A 13,573-nucleotide genomic window follows, 5' to 3' on the forward strand; every position below is an offset into this window, starting at 1 on the left:
CTTTGAAGGTGTTATTATAACAATCCTCAGGTGGCCAGAGCCGATGGTGTGGAATTTTCGGATGTCCGGCGCGTGGAAGACCGGCGCTATGATCCCTTTATTATGTCCCAGAATAAAGGCAAGGGGAAAAAGGTTGTGGTGGTCGTCGGCCATTTTCCATACTTGGAGAATCTGCTGGAACCGGTCTGCGATTTTTTCATCATCGAATGGGAACCGTTAGAGGGAGACTACCCTATGCCGGACTCTGAATATCTGCTACCCGAAGCGGATTATGCCTATCTAACTTCCTTCTCTGTCGTTTTCTGCTTTGATTTTGGCTCTCAGGCTTATATTCCTCACCGTTCCAAGGCCGTCGAACTTAATTAAGTAGGCAGCTTTGTCACGATTGATTTCAAGGACTTCGCCGGCACCCATGATGTCGTGCACAATACGGTCGCCGGGTCGGAAAGGGAACTCGGAAGACTTCGCTTCTATTAGCTTCTCACTGCTGGTGATATGCCAATTTGATTCCTTGACCAGATCTTCATCAAGTTCTGCCGTGTAAACCAGCAGATCCTTGGCTACATTGAAAATGAAACGGGACGGATAGCGATAGGAACCGTCCAAGTTCCGTCCCTCCGCATCAGTCAGGTACAAAGCTTTTTCCGCACGGGTGAAAGCGACAAAGGCAAGCCGCCGCTCTTCTTCCATGGCTTCAAGCGTCTTGGTCTTTTTTGAGGGAAACACGCCTTCTCCAAGACCGCAAAGGAACACATAGGGAAACTCCAGGCCCTTCGCCGTATGTACGGTCATCAGTTTAACCGTATTTTTGTTGGAAGCTATATCGGTAGTTGTCAGCAGCCCTATATGAGACAAATAGGTTTCTAAGGTGTTTTCCTCTCCGCTTGTGGTCTCGTATTCATAAACCGATTGTTTGAGCTCTGCCAAATTGTCCAGCCGCTCCTGACTTCCTTCCGTCCGGAGCATTGCCTCATAGCCGCTTTGGTCAAGGAGCGAATTTAACAAGTCGGAAATCGGCATCGTCTGATAACCTGCGGAAAAATGCTCGATTAAATTGAGAAAACCCTTGGCCTTCGTGCCCTTGAAAATTTCCTGGTCGATGGTTCGTTCGAGAGCGTTGTAAAGGGAACATTGATTTTGGGCGGCATACTCTTGCAAAAATTTCATGCGCCGCACGCCGATATTGCGTTTCGGCACGTTAGCAATCCGCAGGAAGGACAGATCGTCCTTATAGAGAATGAGCCGGAGATAAGCGAGAGTATCCTTGATCTCCATTCGACTGAAAAATTGTACGCCGCTATAGATCGTGTAGGGAAGTTTTTCTTTCAGAAATACCTCCTCCAGCGTACGGGAGATGAAATGGGCGCGGTAGAGGATTGTCACGTCGCTTAGTTCTGCGCCCTGAGCAAGCAGTTCCTTGATTTGCAGCGCAATCCATTCGGCCTCCGCCTCCGCTGTTTTGGCATGATGGTAAACAACCGGAACCCCGTCCGGCAGCGTAGGAAGCAAGACCTTGTCGATGCGTTTTTTGTTGTTTCTAATTAAAGAATTCGCTGCAGCGAGAATCTGTGGTGTTGAGCGATAATTCTCCATCATCATGATGGTGCGGACCTGGGGGAATTCCTGGTCAAAGTCCAGCAGATATTTGAGCCGGGCACCGCGCCAGGTGTAGATCGTCTGATCCGGATCGCCTACGATAAAAAGGTTTTTGTGATAATCACACAGCACCTTCATCAGCCGGTACTGCAGCTCGTCAATATCCTGATACTCGTCAATCATGATGTATTCCAGCCGCTGCTGCCACTTCAGCCGGATCTCAGCGTCCACACTGAAGATGTAGAGTACATATTTAATCAGGTCGTTGTAGTCGAGTCCGAAACATTTCTTTTCCTGATACAGGTATCCCCAGAAAATAATGTCCTCCGCTTCCACGGCATTCTGATACTTGAGGTACAGCTCTTCAAGGGAAAGAGAAACCATAAATTTGTAGTACTCCGGATCTTTAAACAGCTTGCGGATTTCGATCATGTCTCTCGCCTTAGAGAAGGTCATATGCCGCAAGGTGAGGCCCCGTTCTTCGTAAATGATCTTCAGCATATCGTTGATATCAGAATTGTCAAGAACAAGAAAGCTTTTCGGATAGTGGACAGCATTGATGTCCTCCTGCAAAACTGTTACACAGAAGCTATGGAACGTGCTGATATAGCCGGTATCGTTGTCGCCACAGAGCCGGCGGATGCGATGCTTCATCTCCTGAGCGGATTTATTGGTAAATGTGACACAGAGGATGTTGGACGGCATAATGCCAATCTCATTGACAAGATAGGCAAAACGATGCGACAGCGCGCGGGTTTTACCTGACCCCGCACCCGCAATCACGCGTATGAAGCCCTCCGTGGCAGTTACTGCCTGTCGCTGCTGTTCATTAAGTCCCGCCAAGATGTCACTCATCCTGTTCGTCACCACTTTCTTCAACTAAATTCATGAATACGTTTGTTTAACCAGGTGCCAGCATCCAAAATTAAGCTTGCCTATCGAACGTGCGTTTGTTATCTTAATTATACATTACTTTGCAAGAACCATCTATAACTTGAACCTTTGCTTGAAGGTGCTTTAAGTGGTATGTTAGCGTGGGTGATATACTTACTGGGTGTGGTCTCTGGCTAAGCGGCGATATGACGCAGTACTTCGTAGCGGCTATTATAGTAACCTTTTACTCGGAGATATGCGCCCGAATCGAGAAAACGCCTGCTACTACTTTTTTAATAGCAGCTATTATTCCACTAGTTCCTGGCCGGGCCTTATACAACACAATGAGCTATGCGATCAATAGTAGGTTGTAAAAAATCAGGATCGGAAACGGCTTCACAGGGGAAATAATAGGTGAAGATCGTTAGAAAGTATATTTGCCAGATCGTTTTAATCTGCGGTCTGGCAAATGCTTTTTATTGCTGAACCTAGGGCAATACCTAAGCTTAAAATAATCCAAATGCGCGTTATTAGAATGCCAATGTTACATTAAAAGAAAATATCATGGCAAATAATTAGACAAGGTTGGTCTAAGCGCGCAGGGGGGGCTCTATCCCTTGGGTCTACCAGGTTAACGAAGGGGACAAAATGAAAAAAGCGCCTTTTGAACTGAGTTCCGTTCAAAAGGCGCCTTTTTTTCTGTGGGCAAATCGCTTATGTCATCGGCGGATCGTAGAGATCGTTGGTGGTCATATCGACCATCCTGATATCCCGTATCGCGGCCAGCTCGTTGCTAATGAGTAAGCTTATTAAAATAAATCACTATGTGTTCCTGTTCGTGTCAAAGACAATATCAAAATGCCCTTTTCAACTTTATAAATCAGCAGCCAGTCAGGAGTGATATGGCATTCCCGATGCCCGGTATAGTTACCAGTAAGAGGATGGTCGAGGTATTGCTGAGGAAGAGTCTTTTCTTGAACAAGAAGGTTAAGGACCTCTTCAAGCAGACGAACATCATAGCCACGCTTAATAACAGCTTTAAAGTCTCGTTTAAATCGGCTGGAGTACCTAATTCTAAGCATTCAGGTCCTCCATTAAAGCACTGACGCTGTCAAAGGCTTTGCTCATATTGCGATTGTTATTGACATCATCAATAGCAGCTAAGGTTTCAGCATTTGGTTGTTCAATACGGAGGTCAAAAGGAATGCCGCCGTAGCGAACGGAATAACGCAGGAAAATATTCATAGCTGTGGACATATTAAGCCCTAGCTCGGCGAATATGGCCTCAGCCTTGCGCTTTAATTCTTCATCCACACGAATATTTAAGTTAGTTGTATTAGCCATAATACCAACTCCTTTCGATACCTTGATTATATAGTATTATATACAGTTATTCAAAAAATGCACCGATTTGCTTTACGATGTCATTACAAATCTACGATTCTATAAAACTGCGGAATTGGAATTAATGGAGACATTTTTGATTTAGATTAAAGTTGTAACCATTATAGTTTTTCCAGTTCCCCACATCGTCTATGTTGTTTTCAGCCCAGTAGCAGTTGGGCAAAAATAATTTGAAAGATAAATCCAAGCTGCTGTTTCCTGAATACAATATTGAAGGTCATATGTGGAGGAGAAAAAATGGGTAACAAGGGTGATTCGAAATAAAAGTATTTATTGCCGGACCTAGGGCAATTTCTAAGCTTAATAGGCGTGTTGAGGAAGCTTAAGCAATGAAAAGCATGTGATTATCGAAACCTTTCCCACGGGAATAACCTTAGGCCTTTTTCCCGACGCTTTTCCAGTTAAATATAAAATCAAACATAAGATTGCCTTTGAAACAACCAAGACAGAAATGGGGCGGATGGTCAGCCTTTTGCAAAGGCTGGGCGACTTTAATCCTTCCGTTCATAATATAGAAGATTTCTTTAATCATTCATCAAGCATTCAGGCTATGTCTAAGAAGGGGTATAAGAACCTTGAGGACAGGCTGGATGCTTTTTTATGTGCTTACGCCGCTTATTGGCTCGCCAATCATAAGGGAAAGGTGGTCGGCGATGATCGGGATGGCCTCATTACTATTCCTGTAATAGATGAGATGGAAGTTCCAGACGGCAAATCAGAAAATCTATGTGCCTGTGATCTCTTAAGTGTAATATTATCAGCAAGCTCTATGATCTTATAGAGACTAAACAGGAGCTCAAGGTCAGAGAGTTTTTCGAGGGTTATCATGTGACACCCAAGGACGTTTACAGCAAAAAAGCGACGGTTGTGGGACTGGCGGCTCAAGCCGGTCTGCTCAAGTGCTATCAGGTGGATGACGAGAGGGAACGGTTGCTGGCTGCAGCACTAACGGAAGGCGCAGCACACTGAGTTAATAACGCACTAACCGCTTGGTTAGACAATCTGCTGGGCTGGCGTGCAAGCAACACGTCAGTCCTTTTGTTTTACAGCTTTTCTTAGGTTATCTTTAAGTCGTTTATTATGCATTCTGTAAGAAATAGCAGCAGGGTTTAGTAGAGAAAAGCAGAAATTATGTATGAGTAAACAGTGCTAAAAACCTGTGCAAAAGACAATTTTCTGATTGGCTTGCTCAAAGATCCAGAGAAATAGGAGGAGAGTTTAATGAGAGCCGTTTGCATAGATTTTGAAACTGCGAATGGATTTATTGGCAGTGCCTGCTCGGTTGGAATTGCAGTTTTAGAAGAAGGACATATTGTCGATACTAACTATTGGCTTATAAAACCTCATCCCCGGTATAATTACTTTGACCCTTTGAATGTCTCAATCCATGGAATTAAAGCGCAAGATGTAAAGGACGCTCCGGAATTCGATCTTATTTATGGTCAGATTAGTCCTCTCTTTGAGAATGCCTATGTTATTGCTCACAACGCTTCCTTTGACATGTCGGTGCTGCGTCATGTTTTGAACCTGTACGAAATTCCTTATCCTGAAGTAGACTATTTATGTACCTATAAAACGGCACTTAAGACGTGGAGTGGCTTAGATAACTATAAACTTGATACGGTTTGCAAATTTCTAAACCATGATTTTGCCCATCATAACGCTTTAGAAGATGCCGTAGCTTGTGGCAATGTTCTATTATCAGCCTTATCTGCCAGGGGAGTGACCACAGTAAAAGAGCTCGCGGCTCTTGTGGGAATGAGGCTTGGTAAATTGTACACAGGAGGATATAAACCGTGCAGCATAGCGAAGCGCACATCTAAAAAGGCTTAGAATCTCGTCTAATAGATATAGGATTAAGTTCTTGGACGTCCAAAGTGTTGACTCTTTCTTGAGATTTCGTACGGAACAATTAAATGATTTCGTTCGATTGTGATATAATGAGATTGTACAATTTATTTTTATGAGGAGGCAGACCATTATGTATATCACCGCGACTGAGTTAAAAAGCAAGATGGGAAAGTATTTGGAAATGGCTGCTGAAGAAGAAATCATTATAGTAAAAAACGGTAAGAAAGTCGCCAAACTTATACCAGCCAAAGAAGACAAGGTAGAAATTGCAAAATCGTTATTTGGAATTCTCCCAAGTGACGCATCTTTAGAAGAAGCAAGAAAGGAACGTCTTAGTAAGCATGAACGTGTTGATTGATACGAATGTTATACTCGATGCGCTAATGAGACGAACTCCATTCAATGTGCTTGCAGAGCGACTTTTTTTAGCGGTGGCGGAGGACAAGCTAAAAGGCAGTATTACAGCCAGTTCTGTAACTGATATTTATTATTTATTTAATAAACATATTCATGATACTGTTAAGGCCAGAGAAGCTTTATCGAATTTATTTAGTCTGTTTGAGATACTAGATGTTACTCAAACAGACTGTGAAAAAGCACTTACTTTGCCTTTAGGTGATTATGAAGATGCACTTATTGTAACATGTGCTAAGCGTAGAAAAGCTGAACTTATTATTACGCGTAATCCTTCAGATTTTAAAAATGCTCCAATAACTGTTATTACACCTGATGATTTCTTTAATAACTACTTTTAGTTGGAAAGTACATCTTGTTATTAGCAAAACAGTGATGCCACATCAAGTTGAACAGCGAGGATACAAAAGCTCTATAGATCATTATCGAATTAGTGGTTCCGTCGAATCGTAATATACACTCCATTCAGAATCCAATCTATAAATGAACACAAGAATTTCAGCCACGGCTTTATAGAGTTCTGGTGGGATCTCTTGACCAATATCAATTTTAATTAAAGCTTCGACTAATTGGGCATCCGATTGTATGGGAATACCTAGTTCCTGAGCAGCTTCGATCAAATAACGTGCAACTTCACCTTGTCCGGAGGCTACTATCTTCGTGGCCCCGATCTGATCGTAAGCTAATGCCACTGCTTTTTCTTTCATGTCAATACATCCACTCCGTTTTTTGCTTCTCCTTTGAGCAATGTATGGAATTCCGAATTATCTAAAGGTTTGAGGTGAATAGAGGTTAAGCTAACGCCTATCCTATGAAAGTCTCTTTTTACTTCGGCCATCAGACCATCCATAAGTACTGATAAAGTGTCCGAATTTTTCGTTAATAGACTTAACGAAAGTTGATTCATAGAAAAGAAAGCATCAATGCCAATCGGGCCGAGATTAGGTGTTTCAGTTTGTAATGCGATGCGACAATGGTTGGGATCAAGCTTACCATTTTTACGACTTCCCTGAATGGCAAGTTTAATTGATTTGATTTTCTGGTCTTGTCTAATAGGAATTTCGGCTAACATATAACCATTACCATCCACACCTGTATCGTGCCATAATTGCTGGCCTGTGATCTTATCTAATAATTGATTAATAACCGATGAAGAGGAATGAGTGTTCGTCAGGCTAAGAAGCTGGGCTTTTAGGGTATCTTTTAACTGAGTAAGTTCCTCAGAATCTCCCCCTTGTCCTTTGATTAAACTACCAAACAATCGGTGCTCATAATTTATCCCAAGTTGTTTTAAAAAGGATTTTAATTGTTCTGCTGTTTCTTGAGTTGACAGCCCTTTTAAGCTGGGTATTAAATCATTAAATTTTTGTACTAATTCTTCCGGAAGATCAGAATTTCTGAGGATTTCTGGATAGGAAGCGGTCTGCGCATCGTTTAATAAATAAGCAAATAACTCATTATTAGGTAAACCTCGATTAGCCAATACCATGTTTGACGTGTTTGACGTGTTTGATAGAGCGGATTCCACCGGTTTCTGAACGTCAGTATCCCGGCTTAGAACTAACGTGTTGTCCATAAAGCTTTTAACAACAGCCTGAAATTTATCCTCGGGTTTGGCTTCGAAATCTAAAAAGGCTTGAACGGATTTTCCATTAGCTAAAATAGACACTTTGCCATCTTCTAACTGGCTTAACATTTCAACTATTATCTTTTGGACTATTTGAAACGTGCCTTTGCCGGGCATAGCTGCCATAGGTTTCTGAACGTCAGTATCCCGGCTTAGAACTAACGTGTTGTTCATAAAGTTTTTAACAACAGCCTGAAATTTGTCCCCAGGTTTTGCTTCAAAATCTAAAAAGGCTTGAACTGATTTTCCATTAACTAAAATGGACGCCTTGCCATCATCTTCCTGGCTTAACATTTCAACTATTATCTTATGTCCTATTTGAAACGCGTCCTTGCCAGGCATAGCTGCCATAGGTTTCTGAACGTCAGTATCCCGGCTTAGAACTAACGTATTGCCCACAAAGTTTTTAACAACAGCCTGAAATTTGTCCCCAGGTTTGGCTTCAAAATCTAAAAAGGCTTGAACTGGTTTTCCATCAGCCAAAATAGACGTTTTGCCATCTTCTATCTGGCTTAACATTTCAACTATTATCTTTTGCCCTATTTGAAATGTGTCCTTGTCAGGCATAGCTATAATAGGTTTCTGAACTTCAGTATCTCGGCTTAAAACTAAGGTATTGTTCACAAAGCTTTTAATAACAGCCTGAAATTTATCCCCAGGTTTTGCTTGGAAATCTAAAAAAGCTTGAACTGATTTTCCATTAGCCAAAATAGACGCTTTGCCATCTTCTAACTGGCTTAATATTTCAATGATTATCTTTTGCCCTATTTGATACAAATCATTACCAGGCATTGCTACAATAGCGTTAGGAATTGATCCGATTTGCACGTTAACACCTCGAAACTTATACATTTACTTTTAATTATACCAGTTTTTGATTCCCTTTTAGACAAATTTAGACCTCGTTTTTACCGTGGTCTCTACAATTAGGTCTAGAAGTGGCGGCCACGCGGCCGCCGTTTTTTTGGGGGCTCCATCTAAACTTGCGTAGGGTCGTTTCGAAGGTAGCTAAAGCAACAGGTATGACGGAAGACGAAGTTAAAGTGCTAAAAGATTGAGACTACAGATCGTGTCCTGAAAAATCTGCATATGAAGTAAGCCTAAAAGGTAGAGCGATGGTTTTGGACTATTAATGAAGTACCGCCAATTTTCGGCTGTGAACGTTCTTTAAGATTTCGTGGAATAGGCTGCCAGGATTTGTTGGACGAGCTCTTGCCGGCTTTCAGGGGTTTCGATTTTGAAGTGTTCAAGATAATCAGATACTTGCTTGGGAGAACCTCTTCGACCGACGATTGCATAAGCTAAGTAGAATAAAGAGGTGCCCCAATTGACTTTCTCGCCCTGTTTGTTTTTGAGTCCATTGCGAGGGAAGTTTAAGAGATCATCGCCAATGTCTTTAACGATTTCATCGAGTTCCCCAATGGTCTTCACTCCCAGGTAACTAAAGACTGTCGTGAGATAGCCAAAAAAACGGTCCTTTAATTCCAGATCAGCGTTGACGATATGACTAATCTTCTGGTCGAGGCTGCGGATGTGTTGGGATTTCTGAACATAGGATTTTAGCGATGCCTGATTGATAAGTACCATAGTGGGAGTATTCTCGATTTGAGCTTCAACTTCAGCTTCGTAATTAGCGAGGTTGGAACGAATTTTAATAAACTCTTCGTCCGCCAATTCCAGTAATCCAGCCAGTCGCGAGAAGCTTCTCCGGATTTCTCTGGGAACGGCGTGTTCATTTTTGTAACCCAAGTCATGTTCGATTTCAGCCCATGTATGTTGAAGAATGGAGCGAATTTGAATTTCCACTTTACAATCTTCAAAGCGTTGGTACTCAATAAGCTGAAGTCTGAAGGAGGGAAGTTTGACGACATAATGAAGGGATAGATAGCCAAATTTCTCAGGGTCAATCAGCTCTCGCTTGTCCACGGAATTTGACCGGTCTACCTCAAATTCCTCCTCCACGAAACTTGCGATAAGGTCCACTTGGTCAGCAAAATAGGTAATAATCCGGATTCCGGCTAAATCGGTGATGTCTTCTAGTTTTGAGTATTTATCATCTTCCCGATTTGCTTTTCTCTTTAAGCTTTCCCGGCTTTTTACCCGGGAAGTGATTGAGTGAACGTTGATGCCCTTAAGCTGAAGTATTCCTTTTAACAAGTTTTCGGTGACATTTGTAAAATCAGAATATACTGGATAAACTTGATCAAATTTAGCGATAATGTCGGCTGAATTTTGATTGGCCATCTTAAATTTCCCTTCGATTCCTTAATCTTATTTTAGTTATTATGTTATCATATTTATTTTGCCATATATACGTCTCGTCATCACTCAGAATGTACAGGAAATTAAGGAGATGATGTAATGGACGCAAATAGTGTTAAACAGTACATAAGATATATTGAATTAGATAGAGAAAGAGTCCCATCATTCTCGGAATATCCTTTTAACCTGCCGGCAATCAAGAATCTGCAGAGGTTATCATTTCATCCGCAGGTTACATTTATTGTGGGGGAAAATGGTTCCGGGAAGTCAACGATCTTAGAATCAATAGCTGATCATTGTCCATATTGTGGTATAATTGACATTTGCCATAGAAATGTAATAAACTAGGTTATACCTTAAAAACGAGAGGATGGTTTGTTTGTTAAATGTGTCTGTAATGGTGATTTTCAACTAAACAGTTGAGAGAGGCTGCCTTATAAATCGTGGGTGTTGCACCCACATTTTTAAGTGTGCCTTTCTGAAAGCGCAACGTTTGCGCTTTTGGATAACGCCTTACAGATTACTGCCTACAATAACCATTTGAGTTATAACAGTGTCAGCCTTTGATGATAGGGTCAAGCAAGCTGACATTGAAACTATGGCGAAGATATCGTTATAGAATGTAGAGTGTAACAGGCATGTCCTGCTGCACTTTATTTATTTTCTCAAGATTGTTATGTGATTTTAGACGTCAGATAAAATCATTGCCCACAGGAGTAGTCTGCGTATTTTAGGGATCTTAAAGATCTTTGAAATAAGGCAGTCTCTTTTGTGGGCAATTTCATTGTTATAAGGAGGATTTATTGATGAATACCGATAGTACGCTGGAATTTAATATTATACTTGAAACTTTGGCGAAATACGCACTTTCTCAAAGGGCACAAGAAAAATTGCTCTCCCTAAAGCCATTTTTAAGTGAGCGGGAGTGCAAATCTAAAATGCAGGAAACGACAGAGGCTAAGAAAATGTTAGAGGGCATTGGCACGCCGCCGCTTGCAGTCATGAAAGAGCTTGATAAAAGTTTAGATTTAACCGTGAAGGGCTCTATGCTGACTCCAGAACAGTTTACAGGTATCTGTGATTTTATTTCTTCCTGCAAAAGAATGAAGAAATATCTTAAAAAGGCTGAAGCGTTCAATACGGGGATCGCCTTTTATGGTCAGTCTTTAAGTTCGCTCGAGGTGCTTTTTGAGGAGATTGAGCGCTGCATCAGAAATGAAGCGGTTGACGATAACGCTTCTCCTGCTCTTCGGGATATACGCAGAAAAATAGAGAATACAAAATCTGCCGTTAATCTAAAGCTTGACGCTATCCTTCACAGTAAAAAGGAATGGTTCACCGATGGATATGTCACCATCCGTAACGGACGGTTTGTCTTGCCGGTTAAAAAGGGCTATAAAAATCAGTTAAGCGGCACAGTCGTTGATACTTCAAGTTCAGGCGGCACGTATTTTATTGAACCTACAGCAGTTAGAAAACTTCAGGAAGAACTGGCCATTTTAAGAATTGATGAAGAGAATGAGATTCGAAAAATATTATATACCCTTACTGTCCTCGTTGATGAGCATATGAATGAGCTGAAAATCAACAAGGACTGCATGGAAACATTGGACTTCATATTTGCTAAGGCCAAGCTGTCTGTGGAAATGAAAGCAATTCCCGTCTCCATGACAACAGAACGGAAAATTGTCATAAAGCAGGGAAAGCACCCACTATTGAGGCAAGATCAATGCGTCCCTCTTGATTTTGAACTAGGAGGGGATATTCGCGATGAAGTAATTAACGGTGTTGTGATTACCGGGCCCAATACAGGCGGTAAGACCGTGGCCTTAAAAACAATTGGTTTGCTGTCATTGATGGCTCAAAGCGGACTTCATGTTCCTGTGTCCCAGGGCAGCGTCTTATGTATGCACAATAGTATTTTCTGCGATATTGGTGATGGGCAAAGCCTTTCCGAGAATCTATCCACTTTTTCGGCCCATATTAAAAACATCGTTTCTATTCTTAAAGGTGTATCCAGCGAAAGTCTTGTTTTGCTTGATGAGTTAGGTTCCGGTACAGATCCTGCTGAGGGAATGGGACTGGCAATTGCAATTTTAGACGAATTAATTCAGAGAGGCTGTCTTTTTGTTGCGACCACCCATTACCCGGAAATAAAGGATTTTGCCAAGCATACTAAAGGACTTATGAATGCACGCATGGAGTTTGATCGTGAAAACTTACAGCCTTTATACAAGCTGCAGATCGGCGAGGCTGGAGAAAGCTGTGCCTTATTTATTGCCCAAAGATTAGGATTCCCGGGGCATATGCTAAAGCGGGCCCAAATGGAAGCATATCGAAGCAGATCTTCGGGGTCAGGCGACAGAAATACTATTCTGTTTGACGAGGACAAGACTAAGATGGATGCTGATACCGTTTCCTATAGTAAAATTCAAAAAGAAGTTCCGAAAGAAAAATCGCCCTCACGGAGTGAAAGCTTTAATATAGGTGATTGTGTAACGGTTTACCCGCAAAAGCTGCTTGGTATTATTTACAAGAGGGCCAATGAAAAGGGCGAACTGGGAGTACAGATAAAAGATAAGAAACAGCTTATCAATCACAAGCGGATTAAGCTTTTTATTCCTGCAAGTGAACTTTACCCTGAGGATTATGATTTTTCGATTATTTTTGATACGGTGGAAAACCGAAAGGCCAGACACCAATTAGAAAAAGGGCACGATGTAGTGATTGAATATGATGAGGATTAAAAGAAATTAACGAAGTGCAGTGATGCAATCATTGCTGAATGCAAGTCCCTTCTTAAGTGGCCGGATCACAAGGTGATCCGGCTCTTTTGCCCTCATCGGAAAGCTGCATTTGGTTTCCAAAACAGGATTTTCAGCTACCAAAACTGCGTTTCGTTTACAAAATGGCATCTCACCTTTCAATTAAGTTGCGGGATGCAAATATTTATTGAAAAACAATAAATATTTAGCGTTTATTAATAAGAATTTATTGATAAATGTACAGATCTCATTTATACTCTTATGGTAAGGGAACGTTATAAGACAGCAGAAGATGTTATAAAGGAGGATTTAGTGGATCATGGTTATTTTGGACAAAAATGGCTTGTCGGGCTTTACAAAACGAATTCTGGATTTTATTTTCCTGGGAGGGCTTGGAATCTTTGTTACTCTTCCCTATGCCCTGAGATGGTATATGAATGTAATTTACCGCACGAGCACGGAAAATTATTATTTTCTGCTTGGATTTCTATACATAACAGGACTGGTATGCCTTGGGTTGGTTAACGAGATGAGAAAGATATTTAAAACCCTCAACAGAAGAAACCCTTTTATGATGGATAATGTAAAAAGTCTGAACCGAGTTGGAGGGTCTTGTTTTATCATTGCCGCGGCTTATCTCATTAAGATTTTTTTCTATAATTCAGTCCTAACTGCGATTATTACAATGGTGTTTATTATTGCAGGACTGTTTGCCGTAGTTCTGGCAGAAGTTTTTAGACAAGCAATTGCCGTTAAGGAAGAAAATGATCTGACAGTATGA

15 protein-coding genes and 2 pseudogenes are annotated in these 13,573 nt (G+C 41.4%); 11 read left to right on the plus strand and 6 right to left on the minus strand.

Features of this window, described 5'->3' with window-relative positions; all coding sequences use genetic code 11:
• Positions 1 to 12 precede the first annotated feature (12 nt).
• Positions 13 to 300: pseudogene (locus ACPUYX_RS07365) on the plus strand (Rossmann-like domain-containing protein); the annotation flags it as partial.
• Here ACPUYX_RS07365 and ACPUYX_RS07370 read toward each other — a convergent pair.
• The gene (locus ACPUYX_RS07370; protein ID WP_426379085.1) at positions 280 to 2,451 is read right to left on the minus strand and encodes an ATP-dependent helicase; all 2,172 of its coding nucleotides are present in this window, start codon (positions 2,449 to 2,451) and stop codon (positions 280 to 282) included. The pseudogene ACPUYX_RS07365 and the gene ACPUYX_RS07370 overlap by 21 nt on opposite strands.
• 224 nt (positions 2,452 to 2,675) lie before the next feature.
• Here ACPUYX_RS07370 and ACPUYX_RS07375 point away from each other — a divergent pair, with 224 nt between their 5' ends.
• Together ACPUYX_RS07375 and ACPUYX_RS07380 are read left to right on the plus strand one after the other, a co-directional pair.
• A complete protein-coding gene (locus ACPUYX_RS07375; protein ID WP_426379086.1) occupies positions 2,676 to 2,843 on the plus strand; it encodes a threonine/serine exporter family protein in 168 nt (55 codons plus the stop codon).
• Positions 2,844 to 3,117: 274 nt separating this feature from the next.
• Positions 3,118 to 3,273, plus strand: coding sequence for a hypothetical protein (locus ACPUYX_RS07380; protein WP_426379087.1), 156 nt, complete (start codon positions 3,118 to 3,120; stop codon positions 3,271 to 3,273).
• Between the two features lie 5 nt (positions 3,274 to 3,278).
• On the opposite strand, the gene ACPUYX_RS07385 is transcribed toward ACPUYX_RS07380, so the two are convergent.
• Positions 3,279 to 3,551: a type II toxin-antitoxin system YafQ family toxin gene (locus ACPUYX_RS07385; protein WP_426379088.1), complete on the minus strand. Its 273-nt coding sequence runs from the start codon at positions 3,549 to 3,551 to the stop codon at positions 3,279 to 3,281.
• A complete protein-coding gene (locus ACPUYX_RS07390) occupies positions 3,544 to 3,813 on the minus strand; it encodes a type II toxin-antitoxin system RelB/DinJ family antitoxin (protein WP_426379089.1) in 270 nt (89 codons plus the stop codon). Before ACPUYX_RS07390 ends, ACPUYX_RS07385 begins: the two co-directional genes overlap by 8 nt.
• A gap of 400 nt (positions 3,814 to 4,213) precedes the next feature.
• Between ACPUYX_RS07390 and ACPUYX_RS07395 the strand changes: the two genes are divergently transcribed.
• From ACPUYX_RS07395 to ACPUYX_RS07415, 5 genes and pseudogenes are all read left to right on the plus strand, one after another.
• A complete protein-coding gene (locus ACPUYX_RS07395) occupies positions 4,214 to 4,654 on the plus strand; it encodes a hypothetical protein (protein ID WP_426379090.1) in 441 nt (146 codons plus the stop codon).
• A pseudogene (locus ACPUYX_RS07400) lies at positions 4,618 to 4,821 on the plus strand (hypothetical protein); the annotation flags it as partial. The gene ACPUYX_RS07395 and the pseudogene ACPUYX_RS07400, both read left to right, overlap by 37 nt.
• A 273-nt stretch (positions 4,822 to 5,094) precedes the next feature.
• Positions 5,095 to 5,706, plus strand: coding sequence for a 3'-5' exonuclease (locus ACPUYX_RS07405; RefSeq protein ID WP_426379091.1), 612 nt, complete (start codon positions 5,095 to 5,097; stop codon positions 5,704 to 5,706).
• A gap of 148 nt (positions 5,707 to 5,854) precedes the next feature.
• Positions 5,855 to 6,082: a type II toxin-antitoxin system Phd/YefM family antitoxin gene (locus tag ACPUYX_RS07410; protein WP_426379092.1), complete on the plus strand. Its 228-nt coding sequence runs from the start codon at positions 5,855 to 5,857 to the stop codon at positions 6,080 to 6,082.
• Positions 6,066 to 6,479, plus strand: a complete 414-nt coding sequence (locus ACPUYX_RS07415; RefSeq protein WP_426379093.1) for a type II toxin-antitoxin system VapC family toxin — start codon at positions 6,066 to 6,068, stop codon at positions 6,477 to 6,479. Before ACPUYX_RS07410 ends, ACPUYX_RS07415 begins: the two co-directional genes overlap by 17 nt.
• Before the next feature lie 81 nt (positions 6,480 to 6,560).
• Here the strand turns inward: ACPUYX_RS07415 and ACPUYX_RS07420 are convergent, their stop codons facing one another.
• The 3 genes from ACPUYX_RS07420 to ACPUYX_RS07430 form a co-directional block, all read right to left on the minus strand.
• Positions 6,561 to 6,845 carry an EscU/YscU/HrcU family type III secretion system export apparatus switch protein gene (locus ACPUYX_RS07420; protein ID WP_426379094.1) on the minus strand — a complete coding sequence of 95 codons (285 nt, stop codon included), beginning with the start codon at positions 6,843 to 6,845 and terminating at the stop codon, positions 6,561 to 6,563.
• Positions 6,842 to 8,593: a hypothetical protein gene (locus ACPUYX_RS07425; RefSeq protein WP_426379095.1), complete on the minus strand. Its 1,752-nt coding sequence runs from the start codon at positions 8,591 to 8,593 to the stop codon at positions 6,842 to 6,844. The genes ACPUYX_RS07420 and ACPUYX_RS07425 overlap by 4 nt, the downstream gene beginning before the upstream one ends.
• Positions 8,594 to 8,932: 339 nt before the next feature.
• The gene (locus tag ACPUYX_RS07430; protein WP_426379096.1) at positions 8,933 to 10,009 is read right to left on the minus strand and encodes a GTP pyrophosphokinase; all 1,077 of its coding nucleotides are present in this window, start codon (positions 10,007 to 10,009) and stop codon (positions 8,933 to 8,935) included.
• A 117-nt stretch (positions 10,010 to 10,126) separates the two neighbouring features.
• Between ACPUYX_RS07430 and ACPUYX_RS07435 the strand changes: the two genes are divergently transcribed.
• The 3 genes from ACPUYX_RS07435 to ACPUYX_RS07445 all read left to right on the plus strand — a co-directional run bounded on the left by ACPUYX_RS07435 (position 10,127) and on the right by ACPUYX_RS07445 (position 13,573).
• Positions 10,127 to 10,375, plus strand: coding sequence for an AAA family ATPase (locus ACPUYX_RS07435; RefSeq protein ID WP_426379097.1), 249 nt, complete (start codon positions 10,127 to 10,129; stop codon positions 10,373 to 10,375).
• Positions 10,376 to 10,833: 458 nt separating this feature from the next.
• Positions 10,834 to 12,774, plus strand: a complete 1,941-nt coding sequence (locus tag ACPUYX_RS07440) for an endonuclease MutS2 (RefSeq protein ID WP_426379098.1) — start codon at positions 10,834 to 10,836, stop codon at positions 12,772 to 12,774.
• 337 nt (positions 12,775 to 13,111) lie between these two features.
• A complete protein-coding gene (locus tag ACPUYX_RS07445) occupies positions 13,112 to 13,573 on the plus strand; it encodes a DUF2975 domain-containing protein (protein ID WP_426379099.1) in 462 nt (153 codons plus the stop codon).

The organism is Desulfosporosinus sp. SYSU MS00001, assembly GCF_049943955.1.
Taxonomy (GTDB): Bacteria; Bacillota; Desulfitobacteriia; order Desulfitobacteriales; family Desulfitobacteriaceae; genus Desulfosporosinus.

Excerpts from the sequence above, each read along its gene's own strand:
- ACPUYX_RS07420 (WP_426379094.1), bottom strand. The coding sequence starts at position 6,845 with ATGAAAGAAAAAGCAGTGGCATTAGCTTACGATCAGATCGGGGCCACG.
- ACPUYX_RS07430 (WP_426379096.1), bottom strand. The coding sequence starts at position 10,009 with ATGGCCAATCAAAATTCAGCCGACATTATCGCTAAATTTGATCAAGTT.
- ACPUYX_RS07415 (WP_426379093.1), top strand. The coding sequence starts at position 6,066 with ATGAACGTGTTGATTGATACGAATGTTATACTCGATGCGCTAATGAGA.
- ACPUYX_RS07380 (WP_426379087.1), top strand. The coding sequence starts at position 3,118 with ATGAAAAAAGCGCCTTTTGAACTGAGTTCCGTTCAAAAGGCGCCTTTT.
- ACPUYX_RS07370 (WP_426379085.1), bottom strand. The coding sequence starts at position 2,451 with ATGAGTGACATCTTGGCGGGACTTAATGAACAGCAGCGACAGGCAGTA.
- ACPUYX_RS07390 (WP_426379089.1), bottom strand. The coding sequence starts at position 3,813 with ATGGCTAATACAACTAACTTAAATATTCGTGTGGATGAAGAATTAAAG.
- ACPUYX_RS07405 (WP_426379091.1), top strand. The coding sequence starts at position 5,095 with ATGAGAGCCGTTTGCATAGATTTTGAAACTGCGAATGGATTTATTGGC.
- ACPUYX_RS07445 (WP_426379099.1), top strand. The coding sequence starts at position 13,112 with ATGGTTATTTTGGACAAAAATGGCTTGTCGGGCTTTACAAAACGAATT.
- ACPUYX_RS07440 (WP_426379098.1), top strand. The coding sequence starts at position 10,834 with ATGAATACCGATAGTACGCTGGAATTTAATATTATACTTGAAACTTTG.
- ACPUYX_RS07385 (WP_426379088.1), bottom strand. The coding sequence starts at position 3,551 with ATGCTTAGAATTAGGTACTCCAGCCGATTTAAACGAGACTTTAAAGCT.
- ACPUYX_RS07375 (WP_426379086.1), top strand. The coding sequence starts at position 2,676 with ATGACGCAGTACTTCGTAGCGGCTATTATAGTAACCTTTTACTCGGAG.
- ACPUYX_RS07410 (WP_426379092.1), top strand. The coding sequence starts at position 5,855 with ATGTATATCACCGCGACTGAGTTAAAAAGCAAGATGGGAAAGTATTTG.
- ACPUYX_RS07435 (WP_426379097.1), top strand. The coding sequence starts at position 10,127 with ATGGACGCAAATAGTGTTAAACAGTACATAAGATATATTGAATTAGAT.